Source organism: Psychroflexus salarius, from assembly GCF_900129035.1.
Taxonomy (GTDB): domain Bacteria; phylum Bacteroidota; class Bacteroidia; order Flavobacteriales; family Flavobacteriaceae; genus Psychroflexus; species Psychroflexus salarius.
In genome coordinates this window covers 291,235-308,573 of record NZ_FQTW01000002.1, presented here as the reverse complement: position 1 = coordinate 308,573, position 17,339 = coordinate 291,235, and the positions used below count along the sequence as shown (strand labels likewise).

Here is a 17,339-nt window from a genome sequence, read left to right as displayed (position 1 = left end):
ATGAGCATTTTCAATCCAGCTTATGTTGGTGTCGAAGACCAACTCTTTGTGAGTGGTTCTGTTAGACGGCAGTGGTCAGGTATTGATGAGTCACCGGTGCTAAACGCAGTAACCTTTGGGATGCCATTAGGAAACAACTTAGCAATTGGTCTTACGGTTTTAAACGATGAAACTTTTATAGAAAAATCAAACTATGTTACCGTAGATGCCTCTTATCGAGTTCAACTAACTGAAAACTACGAATTGTTTTTTGGTTTAAAAGCTGGTGGTCAAGATTACTCTGCTAATACAGACGGCTTACAAACTTATAATTTAACTTCAGACCCATCTTTAGGTAGCTTTGGGAATATGTTATTTAATGTTGGTGCAGGTGCTTATTTAAAACATGAAAAATGGTATGTTGGATTATCTACACCACGTATTTTAAATACAAATAGAATTAAAGAGCAAGATGGTTTTGTGTCTGCTTCCTCTGGAAAACCACACTGGTATTTAACAGGTGGAACAGAATTTACCTTAATTAAAGAGGCGAATATTAACCTAAGGCCAAGTACAATGATTCGCTATGTTGATGCGGCTGAACTTTCAGCAGACTTTAATGCCATGGTGGTGTTTCCTAAGTACATTGAAGTAGGAGCTTTATACAGAACAGATCAAACAGTAGGAGCAATGCTAAATGTTAAGTTTGGTCAATACTTTACATTAGGTTATGTGTATGAAGTGGCAGCCGAGAAGCAATTGGCAAGAGCTAATAATACAAGTGAATTTTTACTGCGCTTTACTTTAGATAAGTCAAAACGTGATCGAAAAAATAAGTTTGAAGAATTTTAGAATATTAAACAGCTAATTGGTTAGGTTAGTAGGGAAACCGTCTTTACCAGTCAAATGGTTTAGGCGGTTTTTAATTATAATTTTTAAAGACCTTTTTTAAATTTTATTTATGAATGAAGAAAAATAATTTCTTAATTAACTTAGCAATAACTGTTTTTTGTTTATTCTTTATAATTGCATTAATTTTACTTATTAAAGTGGTGTTATAGGTGCTACTTCGTTTATCTATAAGTTTTCATTTGATGATTAATGTGCAGATGATATTCTTCAACTGTATTTTTAAACTATTTTTCTATTAATTATCATCAATTTATTTCCTCTTTTAATGCTGTGTTTTTTTAATAGTGATTTAAAAATCCTGAGAGTGAATTACTTCAATTCTAATTTTATTGATATCACAGACCTAAAGTTGTACAGAAATATAGCTTAAGTGAAGTCAATATGGATAACATTACAAGTTATTTGTTTAGAAAAGTTTTAAAGGCTAAAAGCTAGGGTTGTCAATTTAAATAGCTTTGATTTAACCTTAATATTCCAACAAATGTTAATAACTAACCACTATTGAAATGACTTTCATTAAATTTGTTGTCATAGATATCGAAATATGACTTTATTACTAGTTTACCTTTCCATAGTTTTAGTGATTTCTTTTTTGTGTTCGGTAATGGAATCGGTTTTATTATCTACGCCATTATCATACTTGAAATCTCAGCTTGAAAATGGTAATAAAAGCGCTCAATTAATGTTGAAACAAAAAGAAGATATCGATCAACCTTTATCTGCTATTTTGTCTCTTAATACCATTGCGCATACAGTTGGAGCTGCAGGTGTCGGCGCTCAAGCAACTATAGTATTTGGAGATGCTTATTTTGGTCTAGTTTCAGCTATTCTTACCGTTTTAATTTTAATAGTTACTGAAATTATACCTAAAACCATAGGTGCTAATTATAGCAAAGAACTAGTTGGTATTTCTGCTAAAATTATTAACCTAATGGTATTTGTTACCTTTCCATTTGTACTAGCATCTTCTTTTTTGACACGTCTGCTTGCTCGAGATAAAAATGAATTAACAACAAGTAGAGAAGAAGTTTCTGCCCTAACAACAATTGGAAAAGAAGAGGGAATTTTTAATGATAATGAAAATACCATTATTCAAAACCTTATACGATTAAAAGATATTAAAGTGTCAAAAATTATGACACCTCGCGTTGTTGTAGTGACGGCTAGTGAAGATATGACATTGAGAGACTTTATGAAGAATAAAGAGTTTTTTCATTTCTCAAGAATCCCGATATATAAAGATCAAAAAGACCATATTACAGGTTATATTTTGCGTTCTAAAGTGTTTGAAAAGCTTGCTGAAGACCAATTTAATCTTCAACTGAAAGATTTAAAACGTGAAATTCTAACATTTCCAAAAAACCTAACTCTTTTTAAGGCCTGGGACCAAATGTTATCTAAACGCGAACATTTATCACTCATTATCGATGAGTATGGTGGTATGGACGGTATTACTACGCTTGAAGATATTATTGAATCACTCCTAGGCTTTGAAATTGTTGATGAAAAAGACAAAACGCATGACATGCAAAAATATGCTTTAAGTAAATGGAAAGATCGTCAAGCTAAAATTAAACAACAAAAACAAAACAAAGCTTAAAAAGACATTAATTTAGGTTGAAGTTATTCGTTTTATTGAATATCATAATTTATCTCTAAAACTTCAACAGGTCGTGAGTCTTCACCTAAGTTAAATGTAAAGCAGTCACCTTCTTTTTTTGAAATTAACGCTTTGGCTAATGGAGAAGTAAAAGCAATTTTCTTTTCTTTAACGCTAGCTTCATCTACGCCAACAATTTGAAATCTTAATGTTTTACCATTCATTTTAAATTTGACTTGAGCACCAAAACGGACATGGTCTTTTGGTTGCTGTTCAAGATCAATCACATGTGCCGAATTCAAACGCTCTAGAAGTAAATGTAATTGACCATCTATTTTTGCCACTTCACGTCGACGTTCTGTGTCATCTTTAATATCTAAGTTAACACGCCGAAATTCTAATTGTTGTTTTTCTTCTTCTAATAAATACTTGCCTTTAGGTGTTACGTAATTAGTTTGACCTTCAGGTAATGATGCTCTTGGAGGTATTACAATTGGTTCTTCTTGGTCACTTTCTTTAACAAATCCTCTACTCATATTTGTATTTTAACTTTTAAATTACTAAATAATAGTTTAATAAGATTGTGTTTAACATAAAACTTTATTTAATGATGAGGTTAATTTGTAACAAATTCAATTTTACGCTACTAATTAAACAAAAGTAAAATTATGATAGTAACAACAACTAACCTAATAGAAGGTCAACCAGTCAAAGAGTATATCGACTTAGTAACTGGTGAAACTATTATTGGTGCTAATGTTTTTAAAGATTTTTTTGCCAGTATAACCGATTTGGTCGGTGGTAGATCATCTTCTTATGAAAAGGTACTACGCGAAGCTAAAGAAACAGCAGTACAAGAAATGAAACAGAAAGCAGCTAGTTTAGGGGCTAATGCTGTTTTGGGAGTTGATTTAGATTATGAAACTTTAGGTAGTGGCAACGGTATGCTTATGGTGACAGCTTCGGGAACTGCCGTTAAAGTTTAAACTTGTTGTCTCTTTAATTTTTGGTCCAGTTTTTTTGAATAGCCTTTTTGTAGCTTAGATAAAGTTGCTCAGGTGTCTGATTTAAAATATAACGCCTGATATATAATCTAGCAAAAATAATCTGCAACCTAAAAATACCATATTGCCTAAATAATCGGGAAGATGTAAGCATGTAATCAGGCATCACCTTAAATTTAAAGCGGTGTTGCTTGAGTCGATTTACAATTTCATGATCTTCAAAAACAATATAGTCTTCGTTGAAGCCTCCAATCTTTTCAAAGGCGCTTTTGGTAATAAACAAACCTTGGTCACCACCTCGACATACAGTAAAATTAAACTGTGTAAACCAAGCAATAAAACTTAACCACCAATGCTGATCGTTAAATTTTAACCGAAAACTGCCGGCTTGCGTGTTTTTATTTAAGGTATTGATAATTTGCTTATCAAAATGCAAAGGTGGTTGAGAATCGATATGTAAGAAAAAAAGTAATTCTTGAGATGCTGCTTTAGCACCTGTATTCATTTGTTGAGCACGACCTTTTTCACTTTTAATTGACTTAATGCCTTCAAGATTTTGAATCATAGTCCAAGTGTTGTCATTGCTTTGGCCATCAACTACTAAAACTTCGGTAGAAGAAAAGTAAAGTTGTTTTTTAATAAACTTAATCGATTCTTCTACTATTTCTGCTTCATTATATACCGGGATGACAAGACTTAGCATAACCGCTTATTGTTTATTTAATGCCCAAGAATAGTTTAAATATTCTAAATCTGCATCAGATGATAATCGGCCAGAGTAATAGTTTTGTATAAACCTTATAACCGAACCTGAATGTGCTTCAAAATCAGACGAATACCATTTGAAAATTTTCGAAAGTTTCAGTTGGTTTTGTTTGATGCTATTTTTATCAGAATTGATAAATTTTTGGCTAGCGAGTTCTAATTGAAGGTTTAATTCATCTGCAACATAGGCTTTATTACTTAAAGAAGGACAAGAAAAGGAAGCGCAATTAACAGCAAAATGTACACGTGGATCGCCCATTTCTAGAAGCATATCTTTTTCAATTTGATCTAAACTGTAAGTTTTTTCACCGAGTTGAGCAAACTTTATTTTAAAGGGGTTTTCTAAAAATCCGCCAATGTCTTTAATACTTTTTATTGGATAATGCTTTAAAATCAGTTTAATCGTATAAGCGTTATAAGCATTTATAAGGTAAGCTTTTTTTTGGGCTTTTGTAAATTGTGTTGGTTGATATTGCTTATTGAGTTGCGAAAGATATAGGTCAAGCTCAGCCTCTTTTGTTTTAAAAGCCGCATAATTAACTAAACCATCATCATTTACAAAGGCTTGAAGCAAATCATCCCAAAGCTGATGTTTATGAATGTCTTGACTTTGAACAACTAGAGTTATAAAAAAACTTAAAATGAAAAAACATCGCTTCATATTTAGAATATTAATATTGAAAAATACACTAAATTGTTTTTTTAGCCCAACAAAATCGAAGGGATTTAAAATTTAACATTGTCATAAAGTGATATCTATTTTATTAGTCTACTAATTTAATAGAAATTATATACTTTTGTCGCTAAACTGAAGTTAACTAACTCAATGAATAAACTACACCACTTGGCAATAACAGCAGCTATAGAGGCTGGAGAAGAAATTATGAAGATTTACGCCACTGATTTTGAGGTTGCTTATAAATCTGATGATTCACCCTTAACCCTTGCCGATCAAGAATCAAATCGGGTAATCATGTCTTATCTCTCTACAACTGAGATCCCAATTATTAGTGAAGAAAATAAAGCTATTGATTACAAAACACGTCAAAATTGGAGCTCATGCTGGATTGTAGACCCGATTGATGGCACGAAAGAGTTTGTGAAGAAAAACGGCGAATTTACCGTAAACATTGCTTTAGTAGAAGATCAAAAACCAATTTTTGGTGTTATTTACGTGCCTGCAACTCGCGAATTATATGTTGGTGATGTTAAGAATCGACAATCGATTAAAGTTGAAATCCCTAAAAGCGACTTCAACTTAACTGAAGTTTTAAGTCAAGCTAAAACTCTAGAACCAAAATCGGCTACTTCAACTATTGAAGTCGTAGGAAGTCGTTCTCATATGAATGATGATACAAAACAATTCATCAATACTTTAGAAGAAAAGTATCAAAAACCCGTTGAAATTGTTTCAAAAGGGAGCTCTTTAAAGTTTTGTCTTGTTGCAGAAGGTAAAGCTGACGTGTATCCGCGTTACGCTCCTACAATGGAATGGGATACAGCTGCGGGACAAGCCATTTGTAGCGGTGTTGGTCTAAAGGTGATAAGTCTTGACACTAACAAAGAAATGTTATACAACCGTGAAAATTTATTGAATGGTTATTTTCATGTAACCACATTATCATGAGCGAAAACATTGTCATACACGATTACGATTTAAGTCGAAATGACCGTAATAAACGTAATCATCATAAATCTTTTGTGCTTTGGTTCACAGGATTATCAGGTTCAGGAAAATCGACTATTGCCAACCAGGTTGAAGTAGAATTGTTTAAGCAAAACCTTCAAGTCTACAGCTTAGATGGAGATAATATTAGAAGCGGAATTAATAAAGGACTTGGTTTTACAAAAGAAGACCGATTAGAAAACCTCAGACGTATAGCTGAAGTTGCTAAATTGTTTGTAGATGCTGGTCATATCACTATTGCCGCTTTTGTGTCGCCGTTAATATCAGACCGTGAACAAGTTAAGAACATAGTTGGTCAAGCAGACTTTATTGAAGTTTTTGTAGATACAAGTTTAGAAGAGTGTGAACGCCGTGATGTAAAAGGTTTGTATAAAAAAGCACGTGCCGGAGAGATAAAAAACTTTACAGGGATTGATGCGCCTTATGAAGCACCCATAAACCCAGATATACACATTAAAACAGAACAAGTATCGGTTGCTGAAGCCGTTAAAACAATTACAAACTACCTAAACAATAAATTTTAAGAAACAGACATTATGAATTCATATTATTTAAATTATTTAGAAGAATTAGAATCTGAGGCTATCTTCATTTTACGTGAAGTTTGGGCACAGTTTCAAAATCCTGTCATTTTATTTTCCGGTGGTAAAGATTCTATTTTGGTAACCCATTTAGCAAAGAAGGCATTTTATCCAGCTAAAATTCCATTTGCCTTAATGCATGTTGATACGGGACATAACTTCCCTGAAACCATTCAATTTAGAGATCAGCTAGTCGATAAATTAGGCGTACGTTTAATTGTTGGTTCTGTGCAAGAATCAATAGACCAAGGTCGTGTTGCTGAAGAAAAAGGTAAAAATGCCACAAGAAATGCTTTGCAAATTACTACTTTATTAGATGCTATTGAAACTAATAAAATTGACTGTGCAATTGGTGGTGGTCGTCGAGACGAAGAAAAAGCACGCGCTAAAGAACGATTTTTTTCACATCGTGACGAGTTTGGGCAATGGGATCCTAAAAATCAGCGTCCAGAATTATGGAACTTATTAAATGGAAAATATTTTGAAGGTGAGCATTTTAGAGCTTTTCCAATTAGTAACTGGACAGAGATGGATGTTTGGAATTACCTCTTAAAAGAAAATATTGAAATCCCTTCACTTTATATAGCTCACGAACGAGAAGTAGTAAGACGGAATGGCTCCTGGATTCCTAATTCTCAGTTTTTAAAATTAGAGCCTAATGAAGAGATTGTAACTAAAAAAATTAGATTTAGAACCTTAGGTGATATCACAATTACTGGCGGTATTGAATCTGATGCCGATACGATGGAGAAAATTGTTGAAGAAGTTTCAACAATGCGTGAAACTGAACGCGGTAATAGAACTGATGATAAACGTTCTGAAACCGCCATGGAAGATCGAAAAAAAGAAGGTTATTTCTAAAACAAAATCAACCAATTACTAACACAAGACTTTAATTTAATATGAAAATAGATCAAAACCAATTATTAAGATTTACCACGGCCGGAAGTGTAGATGATGGTAAAAGCACCTTAATCGGCCGTTTACTATACGATTCAAAATCAATTTTTGAAGACCAATTAGCTTCTGTAGAGCAAACGAGTAAACAAAAAGGAATTGAAGGCGTTGATTTAGCTTTATTTACAGACGGCTTAAAAGATGAACGCGAGCAAGGTATTACTATCGATGTTGCTTATAGATATTTTACAACTCCAAAGCGTAAATTTATTATTGCCGATACGCCTGGTCACATTCAATATACAAGAAATATGGTGACAGGTGCTTCAACTGCTAATGCAGCTGTGATTTTAATCGATGCACGTCATGGTGTGATTGAGCAGACTAAGCGCCACACGTTTATAGCTTCATTACTTAATATACCGCATGTTATCGTGTGTATTAATAAAATGGACTTGGTTGATTACAATGAAGAAGTTTATAATAATATTGTTCAGCAGTTTGAAGAGTTCTCTTCTAAACTTCTTATTAAAGATGTACGTTACATACCAATAAGCGCACTTTTAGGAGACAACGTTGTTAATCGTTCAGAACAAATGAATTGGTTTCAAGGCTCACCTTTATTGCACGAATTAGAAACACTTCATATTAGTAGCGATATTAATAAAATTGATGCTCGCTTTGCGGTTCAAACGGTCATTAGACCACAACGAGAAGGCTTTATCGACTATCGCGGCTATGCAGGCAGAATTGCAGGCGGAATTTATCGCGTTGGTGATGAAGTTACTGTTTTGCCATCAGGCTTCACATCAAAGATAAAATCAATTAATTCAGGTGAACGAGAAGTTTCTGAAGCTTTTGCACCTATGTCAGTTTCGATGACGCTTGAAGATGATATTGATATAAGCCGTGGAGACATGATTGTGCGAACTAACAATCAACCAGAAATGCTTCAAGAGTTTGATGTAATGCTATGCTGGCTCAATAATGACGCAGCAAAAGCGCGAACTAAATACAGTATTATGCACACATCTAACGAACAAAAGGCAATGATTAAAGATGTGGTTTATAAAATCAACATCAACACTTATGATCGTGTAACTGATGATAAATCACTTCATATGAACGACATTGCACGCGTGAAAATTAGAACAACTCACCGTTTGATGTTAGATGCTTATCGAGATAATCGCAATACTGGAAGTATTATTTTGGTTGATGACTCTACTAAAGAAACCGTTGCTGCAGGAATGTTAGTTTAAAGATTAATTATTCTATTTTTTTTTATAATTTTAACCAAAATTTTAAACATGAAATCAATTTTAAAAATTACACTTAGTTTGTTTGCTTTTTTAGCAATGGGCTTAACTGCTAGTGCACAAGAAATTAGCAACGAAGAAATTCAATCTACTGCAGAAATGCAAGCGAAAAAAATCGGCGACCAAATGGAGCTGTCTGAAAGTCATATAAATAAACTTGAAGCAAGCATCGTGAAATTTCACACAAGCATAGAGCGTGCTGAATCTTCAAACACTGATAAAAAAGGACTTTCAAACCTTAAAAGACGCGCTCATAATTCTTTTAAAAAAGAGGTTAAAGCGATCGTTTCACCAGAACGTTTCGCGTATTTTATGAAATTATACCAATCATTGAACTGATTTCATTTACTAACAACATAATTAAAAAAGCCACAGTACTGTGGCTTTTTTAATTATAAATGACATTTATTAAGTTTATGATTAATATATTTAATATAAATAAAGATTAATAAACTTTATGTTTTAAGTTTGCATTAAAAATTAAAATATGAAACGAATTACAATTGCAAAAGGTGACGGAATTGGTCCTGAAATTATGGATGCAACCCTAAAAGTTTTAAAAGCTACTAAAGCTGACTTGGCTTTTGATGAAGTTGAAATTGGTGAAAAGGTTTATCTTTCTGGTAATACTTCAGGTATTTCAAATGATGCTTGGGATGCAATTCGACGTAATAAAATTTTCTTAAAGGCACCAATTACAACACCTCAAGGTGGTGGCTACAAAAGTCTTAACGTGACCACCAGAAAGACGCTTAATTTGTTTGCGAACGTTAGACCGTGTAGAAGTTTTGCTCCTTTTATTGATACTAAACATCCTGAAATGGATGTGGTAATTATTCGAGAGAATGAAGAAGACTTATATGCTGGAATTGAACATCGCCAGACTGATGAGGTTGAGCAGTGTTTGAAATTAATCACAAGACCAGGTTGCGAAAAAATTATCAAATACGCTTTTGAATATGCAGTTGCTAATAATCGTAAACGCGTTACTTGTTTTTCTAAAGATAACATCATGAAACAAACAGATGGTTTGTTTAGACGTGTTTTTAATGAAATTCGTGCAGAATATCCACAGATAGAAAGTGATCATCATATTATAGATATTGCTTCTGCAAAACTCGCCAACAGACCGCAAGATTTCGATGTTATTGTAACCGCTAACTTGTATGGCGATATCATTTCAGATATTGCAGCTGAAATCTCAGGTTCAGTTGGTTTGTGCGGCTCTAGTAACATCGGTGAAAAGTGTCAAATGTTTGAGGCTATTCACGGTTCAGCACCTGATATTGCGGGTAAAGGTATTGCTAATCCTACAGGCTTACTAATGGCTGCAGTACATATGCTTAATCATATTGGTTTTAACCAAGAAGCGAAAACGATTGAGGCAGCGATATTAAAAACTATAGAAGATGGTTTGCATACATCAGATATCTATAGTGAGGCGCATAGCAAAAAGAAACTAACCACAAGTGAATTTGCTGATGCTGTTATTTCAAATTTTGGTCAATTACCACAACAGTTATCAATTACTTCAACCGGAGAAGAAAATAAACCAATTTCATTCCATCAATATAAAGTTAAAGAACATAAAAAAGAATTAGTTGGTGTCGATGTATTTTTGCATCATAAAGACAGAGATCCTAATATATTAGGTGAAGCGCTTTCAAAAGTAAAAGCAGGTGATTTAAAACTAATCATGATTACTAATCGTGGTGTAAAAGTTTGGCCGAATGCTCATGAAGAAACTTTTTCTACAGATCACTGGAGGTGCCGTTTTTATGCTGATGGAAATACGGTTGAAAAACACCTAGTTATCGAATTACTTCAGAATTGTTTAGATGCTCATTTTGATGTCATAAAAACAGAAAATCTTTACACGTTTGATGGTAAAAGAGGCTTTTCTTTAGGTCAAGGACAATAATTAAATCATTGATAATAAGATTGATTAAATAATAAAAAGCAAATCAGATTTGCTATTAAAATTTATAATCGTAAATTTGCACGCCTGTTTCAAAACTGAAATAGGAAAAATAGGAATGTTTAATTAAAAAAGTTAAGTGTGAACACATTAAGTTACAAAACAGTTTCTGCTAACAAAAACTCCGTTAATAAAGAGTGGGTTTTAGTAGATGCTGAAGGTCAGTCGCTTGGTCGTTTAGCTTCAGTAGTCGCCAAAATGCTACGTGGCAAACACAAGCCAGACTTTACGCCTCACGTTGACTGTGGTGATAACGTTATTGTTATCAATGCCGCCAAGGTTAGCCTGACGGGTAAAAAGTGGGACGCTAAGGAGTATTTGAGACACACCGGTTATCCTGGTGGTCAAAGAAGCTTGAAAGCGCAAGAATTATTTGATAAGAATCCTGACAGACTTATCGAAAAATCTGTAAAAGGAATGTTGCCTAAAAATAAATTAGGTTCAGCATTGTTTAGAAACTTACGCGTTTTTACAGATGCAGAGCATAATTTAGAAGCTCAAAAGCCAAAACAAATTAACATAAACGAACTCGTGTAATGGAGACAATTCACAAAATAGGTCGTAGAAAAACCGCAGTTGCTAGAGTTTACCTTTCAGAAGGGAAAGGTGAAGTAACAGTTAACAAGAAAAAAGTTAATGATTACTTTACAACTGGACCATTATTGTATAAAGTAGGTCAGCCTATGGAACTGACAGAAAATACAGGGAAATTTGATATCAATGTTAATGTTTTTGGTGGTGGAATTACTGGCCAAGCCGAAGCGATTCGATTAGCAATTTCAAGAGCATTATGCGAGATTAATCCTGAGTACAGAAGCATTCTTAAACCTGAAGGTTTATTAATGAGAGACCCAAGAATGGTCGAAAGAAAGAAATTCGGTCAAAAGAAAGCAAGAAAGAAATACCAATTCTCAAAACGTTAATTGGTCAGGCTGCATAGCCGCTTAAAAAATAAAATTAATTGTTTTTTGTTAAATAGGCACATTCGCCTAAACAGTTTAGCATCTAAATGAATAAGGCCAAATAAAATTTGCCACTTATTTGTTGCTACCTAGAAACAAGAACGTAAACTATTAAAACAATGGCAAAAGAAGTAGAAGTTAAAGAACTACTCGACGCAGGCGTTCATTTTGGACACCTCACAAGACGTTGGAACCCAAATATGGCACCATACATCTATATGGAGCGTAACGGGATTCACATTATCAATCTATATAAAACCGCTGCAAAAATGCAGGAAACTGCAGATGCACTTGCAAAAATTGCAGCGAGTGGTCGTAAAATATTATTTGTAGCGACAAAAAAACAAGCGAAAGAAATTGTAGCTGAAGAAGCTAAAAAAGCTAACATGCCTTACATAACTGAAAGATGGCCTGGTGGTATGTTAACTAACTTCGTGACGATTAGAAAATCTGTAAAGAAAATGGCATCAGTAGACCGTATGAAAAAGGATGGTTCTTTTGATTCATTATCTAAAAAAGAGCAATTACAAGTTAATCGTATGCGTGCTAAATTAGAAAAGAACTTAGGTTCTATTTCTGACATGACAAGGCTTCCGGCAGCACTATTCGTTGTTGATACACTTAGAGAGCATATTGCAGTTAAAGAAGCACAAAAATTAAACATTCCTATTTTTGCCATGATCGACACAAACTCTAACCCAAGAGATGTTGATTATGCTGTGCCAGCAAATGATGATGCTTCAAGATCTATCAAAAAAGTAGTTTCTTACATGTCAGACGCTATCATAGATGGTGTTAATGCAAGACAAGAAGCTAAGGCTGCTGAGAAGAAAGAAGCTGAAGCTAAAAAGGTTGCTGACGCTGAAGCTAAGAAAGCGGCTGAAAAGAAGGCAGCTGAAGCAAAAGAAGCCGAAGTTCAAAAAGAAGAAGCTAAAAAAGAAGAGGCTAAGTCTGATGAAACTAAAGAATCTTAATTCTTTGTAAGTAAATTACTATCATATTATAAAGTCGTTTGATTTGTCAAAATTTCAAACGACTTTCACATTAAAATAAAAAATTACGTTATGTCAAAAATAACTGCTGCAGAAGTAAACAAATTAAGAAAAGCCACTGGCGCTGGTATGATGGACTGTAAAAAAGCCCTAGTTGAGGCTGAAGGTGATTTTGATTCAGCAATTGAAATCCTTCGTAAGAAAGGTCAAAAAGTTGCTGCAAAAAGAGCCGACAGAGATTCTTCAGAAGGTGCTGTGATTGCTAAAGTTAACGCCGATGCATCAAAAGGTGTAATTGTTTCTCTTAATTGCGAAACTGATTTTGTTGCCAAAAACGATAGCTTTGTAGAGTTAGCTACAGAACTAGCTGAACTTGCTTTGAGTACATCTTCTAAAGAAGAATTATTGAAACAAGACTTTAAAGGTTTAACCGTTGAAGAAAAATTAATCGAGCAAACTGGTGTTATTGGTGAGAAATTAGAAATTGGCGCTTTTAAAACTTTAGAAGCTCCTTTTGTAGGTTCTTACATTCACGCTGGTAATAAAATTGCTGTTTTAACAGGTCTGTCAACTGCTGGTGATCAAGCAGAAGAAGTTGCAAAAGATGTTTCTATGCAAGCTGCTGCTATGAATCCTGTTGCATTAAATCAAGATGGTGTTGATGAAGCAACGATTCAAAAAGAAATTGAAATCGCCAAAGATCAATTACGAGAAGAAGGTAAGCCTGAAGAAATGTTAGACAAAATTGCTCAAGGAAAATTAAAGCGTTTCTTCAAAGACAATACCTTGGTTAATCAAGCTTTTATTAAAGATAACAAAACATCTGTCTCAGATCACGTAAAAGCCAATCTCGGTAAAGATGCTGAAGTTACAGCATTTGAGCGTGTTGCCTTAGTGTAAAGACATTTTATAACTTAGTTTCAAAAAGCCAATTAATAAAATTAATTGGCTTTTTTGTTTTTATTGGTCAATTAAAAAGTAAACTTCGAATGCAAAAACGAATCCTATAATACCTATATTTGCAAAACAATATCAGAATTATGCACTACAAAAGAGTTTTACTTAAATTATCAGGAGAAGCATTAATGGGAAATCGTCAATATGGTATTGATCCTGAGCGTTTAAATGACTATGCTAAAGAAATTAAAACACTTGTAGATAAAGGCGTGGAAGTAGCTATTGTTATTGGTGGTGGAAATATTTTTAGAGGTGTTGCTGGCGCTAGCAAAGGCATGGATCGTGTTCAAGGCGATCACATGGGTATGCTAGCGACAGTCATAAATGGTCTGGCATTACAAAGTGCTTGTGAAAACAGTGGAATTCAAACGCGATTACAATCTGCTATTAAAATTAATGAAGTTGCAGAGCCTTTTATAAGACGCAAAGCTATGCGGCATCTTGAAAAAGGTCGTGTAGTGATTTTTGGTGGAGGTACCGGAAATCCATATTTTACAACAGATTCTGCAGCTGTTTTGCGAGCTATTGAAATTGAAGCTGATGTGATTTTAAAAGGAACGCGTGTTGATGGCATTTATACCGAAGACCCTGAACAGAATCAAAATGCAACCAAGTTCGATTTTATTACTTTTGAAGATGTACTCAAAAAAGGTCTTAAAGTTATGGACACCACAGCATTTACTTTGAGTCAAGAAAATGAATTACCAATTATAGTATTTGATATGAATACGCGTGGCAACCTATTTAAAGTTGTCTCAGGAGAAAATATAGGAACAAAAGTTAATCTATAATTTAATTATTACATATGAATGAAGATGTAGATTTTATTTTGGATAGCGCAGAAGAAGCTATGCAAAATGCTATTAAGCACTTAGAAAAGCAATTAATTAACATTAGAGCCGGTAAAGCTAACCCAACCATGTTAAACTCGGTAATGGTAGAGTATTACGGCTCACAAACACCTTTAAGTCAGGTTAGTAATATCAATACACCAGATGCTAGAACCTTATCAATTCAACCTTTTGAGAAAGGCTTAATTCCTGAAATAGAAAAAGGAATTCAAAATGCTAATCTAGGTTTTAACCCATCAAATAATGGTAATAACGTTATTATTAATGTGCCACCCTTAACTGAAGAACGCCGTCAACAACTTGCTAAACAAGCTAAAGCCGAAGCCGAAGAAGCAAAAATTGGTGTGAGAAATGACCGCCGAAGTGCTTTAGCGGATTTGAAAAAGTTAGACTTGCCAGAAGATACACAAAAAGACTTAGAAGAAGATGTTCAGAAATTAACGGATAAGTTTGTGGCTAGAATAGATGACATCTATACGGCTAAAGAAAAAGAAATCATGACAGTTTAACTGTTGCTTAGTTGACATTATTGAAAATAATTTGCTTCTTTATTGGTTTTTGTCAAGTAAGTTTGATGCTTGCTCAGCAAAAAATAGACACAATACGTGTTTTTAATGCTGAAAATCAACCAATTTATAACGCAATTGCTTACAACCACCAAAAGGCTTTTATTCAAAATGCTGATGGTGGTTTTGTTTTTTCTGAAAATTTATCAGATTCAGTTGAAGTATTTGCACCAAAATTTCATTCTAAATCTTTTCATCCTCAAAAAAACACTCAACTTCAACTTGAACAGAATGCCCAACTAAAACCTATATCTCTAGTACAAAAAAATCAGTTAGATGATCTTATTAACCAAGCTATACTCAGAGGTTTTTCAGCTAAAACTTACGAACGGACAAAAATAGTTCCTACACAAACAAACATTCCAAACTTTGACTTAAGAAAATCAAGCCGATTAAACGTCTTTAAAAATTCAACCACAGTTGAAATTGAAGAGATTGATTTAAATGGTTTTGAAAAAGTTAACCAAAAAATGCTTAGCCGTGAATTGTTGAGTTATAATGTGTTTGAAACTTATTTTGAAGTTTTCTCTCAGCAAGTGTTTTCGCCAGTCGGAAAAAAACGTTATGAGGCATTTGATTTTTTTCAGGTCACCTCTAAGCCTAGTTTTGAAGTGATCTATTTTAAGTCTCGCCAGAATATTTCAAATTGGGAAGGCTATATTGTAATTAATTTAAAACATCGCTCAATCTCCGATCTAGTTTTATTAAATCGCGGTAGTTATAATGCTTGGGTGAGACTTCAGTTTGACAAAGTGCAGAAATGGCCTGTTTATCAAGCTGTTACTATTACTAGAGGTCAAGGTGGGCAAAAACTTTCATTTTTTGGAGGTGGTTTAAAGTTTGGATTAATTCAGCCAAGGCTTCCAGACTCATCAGAATATGCACAACTTCAATTATTAAGAATTTTAAAATCTCAGGTTGAATTGCCTAAATCTAAAAACACGAGATTGGTTGATACTTATTATAAAGCAAAAAAAACAGCTCTTAACGAAACGACTTGGCAAAATCTCGCAAGTTTGTTTTTATCTCAACCACCAAACCAACCACTGGCACTAAATCAGTATATTGAAAACCACAATTTAAATGGTCGAATTAGACGAATCAATGCGTTTGAGCAAGGTTTTTTGCCGATTGAATTTTTAGATGTTGATTTAACACGATTAATTAAAGTCAATAATTATGAAGGCTTTAGATTAGGTTTAGGCTTACAGACTAATCAGCAGTTTTCAGAGTGGTTTAGGTTAGGTGCTTACTCGGCCTACGGTACTAAAGATACAAGTTTTAAGTATGGTTTTAGTAGTGGTTTAAACTTAAACAAGCCAACAAATACTTGGTTTAATTTACATTATGAGAATGATATTAAAGAAGTTGGAACAAATGCCTATTTAACAGACCAACGTGTCTATTCTATTTTTGAGCCGCGATTAGTTAATATCACTTATTTCTATCAATACGAGAAATTAGGCTTAAGCTTACAGCATAATTTCACGCCACAACTATTAACTGAGCTAAGACTTGAAAAAACTGATATAGATCAAACGCGTTCTTATGCATTTAGAACTTCTGATGGTATATTTGAAGGTTATAATCTTTCAACAGCTAAATTAAGCTTACGATGGATGCCAAACTCAAAAAATATAGCCCTTGATAATCGAATTTATTTAGCAGAAGAAAATTCGCCTTCTTTTAGTGCTCAAGTAGAACAAAGCTTTGCAAATTTGCTAGAAGGTGATTTCAATTTTACTAAAATTAGTGCAAAAGCAACTTTAAATCAAGCACATGTAAACGGTCATCAAACAGAATTTACACTTGAAGGAAATATTGGCTTTGGAGACATTCCAATCACCCATGTTTTTCATGCATTTCCTAACAGCCCTAATAAAGAAAATATTATAAACCGCTTTTCGGTAGCTGGTGTAAAAAGTTTTGAAACGATGTATTTTAATGAGTTTTTCAATACACGACAAGCAACCTTACATGTTAAACATAGGTTTAACAAATTTAAGTTCTCAAACTTATTGCAACCACAATTGGTTTTAATTAGCCGGCATGCGATTGGTGGATTTAGTGAAATAGAGCAACATCAACTCGTTAATTTTAATACACTAAACGAGTTATACAATGAAGCTGGATTTGAAATTAATAATATACTTTATGGTTTTGGATTAAGTTTTGCTTATCGTTATGGCGCTTACCACTTACCAGTTTTTGAAGACAACCTATCATTTAAATTTACCTTTTACCTAAAGCTTTGATTTTAAGTTTGAAATAAGCTATGGTTTTATACAT

19 protein-coding genes are annotated in these 17,339 nt (G+C 33.6%); 16 read left to right on the top strand and 3 right to left on the bottom strand.

Annotated elements, in window-relative coordinates:
• On the top strand, positions 1-831 hold an 831-nt coding region (locus tag BUB82_RS04735; protein WP_073192451.1), incomplete at its 5' end, for a PorP/SprF family type IX secretion system membrane protein.
• Between the two features lie 604 nt (positions 832-1,435).
• On the top strand, positions 1,436-2,491 hold the full coding sequence (locus BUB82_RS04730; RefSeq protein ID WP_073192449.1) for a CNNM domain-containing protein: 1,056 nt from the start codon (positions 1,436-1,438) through the stop codon (positions 2,489-2,491).
• Between the two features lie 32 nt (positions 2,492-2,523).
• Here BUB82_RS04730 and BUB82_RS04725 read toward each other — a convergent pair whose 3' ends face one another.
• Positions 2,524-3,027, bottom strand: a complete 504-nt coding sequence (locus BUB82_RS04725) for a GreA/GreB family elongation factor (RefSeq protein ID WP_073192447.1) — start codon at positions 3,025-3,027, stop codon at positions 2,524-2,526.
• Between the two features lie 132 nt (positions 3,028-3,159).
• Here BUB82_RS04725 and BUB82_RS04720 point away from each other — a divergent pair, with 132 nt between their 5' ends.
• Positions 3,160-3,477, top strand: coding sequence for a heavy metal-binding domain-containing protein (locus tag BUB82_RS04720; protein WP_073192445.1), 318 nt, complete (start codon positions 3,160-3,162; stop codon positions 3,475-3,477).
• A 13-nt stretch (positions 3,478-3,490) separates the two neighbouring features.
• Here the strand turns inward: BUB82_RS04720 and BUB82_RS04715 are convergent, their stop codons facing one another.
• A complete protein-coding gene (locus BUB82_RS04715) occupies positions 3,491-4,198 on the bottom strand; it encodes a TIGR04283 family arsenosugar biosynthesis glycosyltransferase (RefSeq protein ID WP_073192443.1) in 708 nt (235 codons plus the stop codon).
• 6 nt (positions 4,199-4,204) lie between these two features.
• Complete coding sequence (locus tag BUB82_RS04710; RefSeq protein WP_073192440.1) at positions 4,205-4,921, bottom strand: DUF547 domain-containing protein; 717 nt, start codon at positions 4,919-4,921, stop codon at positions 4,205-4,207.
• 165 nt (positions 4,922-5,086) lie between these two features.
• Here BUB82_RS04710 and cysQ point away from each other — a divergent pair, with 165 nt between their 5' ends.
• From cysQ to BUB82_RS04645, 13 genes are all read left to right on the top strand, one after another.
• The gene (cysQ, locus tag BUB82_RS04705; protein ID WP_073192438.1) at positions 5,087-5,887 is read left to right on the top strand and encodes a 3'(2'),5'-bisphosphate nucleotidase CysQ; all 801 of its coding nucleotides are present in this window, start codon (positions 5,087-5,089) and stop codon (positions 5,885-5,887) included.
• Positions 5,884-6,471 (top strand): adenylyl-sulfate kinase, encoded by a 588-nt coding sequence (gene cysC / locus BUB82_RS04700; protein ID WP_073192436.1) that lies wholly within the window; start codon positions 5,884-5,886, stop codon positions 6,469-6,471. The genes cysQ and cysC overlap by 4 nt, the downstream gene beginning before the upstream one ends.
• Before the next feature lie 12 nt (positions 6,472-6,483).
• Positions 6,484-7,389 (top strand): sulfate adenylyltransferase subunit CysD, encoded by a 906-nt coding sequence (cysD, locus tag BUB82_RS04695; RefSeq protein ID WP_073192434.1) that lies wholly within the window; start codon positions 6,484-6,486, stop codon positions 7,387-7,389.
• Between the two features lie 41 nt (positions 7,390-7,430).
• Positions 7,431-8,687 carry a sulfate adenylyltransferase subunit 1 gene (locus BUB82_RS04690; protein WP_073192432.1) on the top strand — a complete coding sequence of 419 codons (1,257 nt, stop codon included), beginning with the start codon at positions 7,431-7,433 and terminating at the stop codon, positions 8,685-8,687.
• A 48-nt stretch (positions 8,688-8,735) separates the two neighbouring features.
• Positions 8,736-9,083, top strand: coding sequence for a hypothetical protein (locus BUB82_RS04685; RefSeq protein WP_073192430.1), 348 nt, complete (start codon positions 8,736-8,738; stop codon positions 9,081-9,083).
• A 148-nt stretch (positions 9,084-9,231) separates the two neighbouring features.
• Positions 9,232-10,665: an NADP-dependent isocitrate dehydrogenase gene (locus BUB82_RS04680; protein WP_073192428.1), complete on the top strand. Its 1,434-nt coding sequence runs from the start codon at positions 9,232-9,234 to the stop codon at positions 10,663-10,665.
• A gap of 138 nt (positions 10,666-10,803) precedes the next feature.
• Positions 10,804-11,259, top strand: coding sequence for a 50S ribosomal protein L13 (gene rplM / locus BUB82_RS04675; protein ID WP_073192426.1), 456 nt, complete (start codon positions 10,804-10,806; stop codon positions 11,257-11,259).
• Positions 11,259-11,645, top strand: coding sequence for a 30S ribosomal protein S9 (gene rpsI / locus BUB82_RS04670; protein ID WP_073192424.1), 387 nt, complete (start codon positions 11,259-11,261; stop codon positions 11,643-11,645). Before rplM ends, rpsI begins: the two co-directional genes overlap by 1 nt.
• A 158-nt stretch (positions 11,646-11,803) precedes the next feature.
• Positions 11,804-12,658: a 30S ribosomal protein S2 gene (gene rpsB, locus BUB82_RS04665; RefSeq protein ID WP_073192422.1), complete on the top strand. Its 855-nt coding sequence runs from the start codon at positions 11,804-11,806 to the stop codon at positions 12,656-12,658.
• Positions 12,659-12,748: 90 nt separating this feature from the next.
• Positions 12,749-13,576 carry a translation elongation factor Ts gene (gene tsf / locus BUB82_RS04660; protein WP_073192420.1) on the top strand — a complete coding sequence of 276 codons (828 nt, stop codon included), beginning with the start codon at positions 12,749-12,751 and terminating at the stop codon, positions 13,574-13,576.
• Positions 13,577-13,716: 140 nt separating this feature from the next.
• Complete coding sequence (gene pyrH / locus BUB82_RS04655; protein WP_073192418.1) at positions 13,717-14,424, top strand: UMP kinase; 708 nt, start codon at positions 13,717-13,719, stop codon at positions 14,422-14,424.
• Positions 14,425-14,438: 14 nt separating this feature from the next.
• Positions 14,439-14,993, top strand: a complete 555-nt coding sequence (gene frr, locus BUB82_RS04650; protein ID WP_073192416.1) for a ribosome recycling factor — start codon at positions 14,439-14,441, stop codon at positions 14,991-14,993.
• A 65-nt stretch (positions 14,994-15,058) separates the two neighbouring features.
• Positions 15,059-17,305: a hypothetical protein gene (locus BUB82_RS04645; protein WP_083574471.1), complete on the top strand. Its 2,247-nt coding sequence runs from the start codon at positions 15,059-15,061 to the stop codon at positions 17,303-17,305.
• The last annotated feature ends 34 nt before the right edge of the window (positions 17,306-17,339 follow it).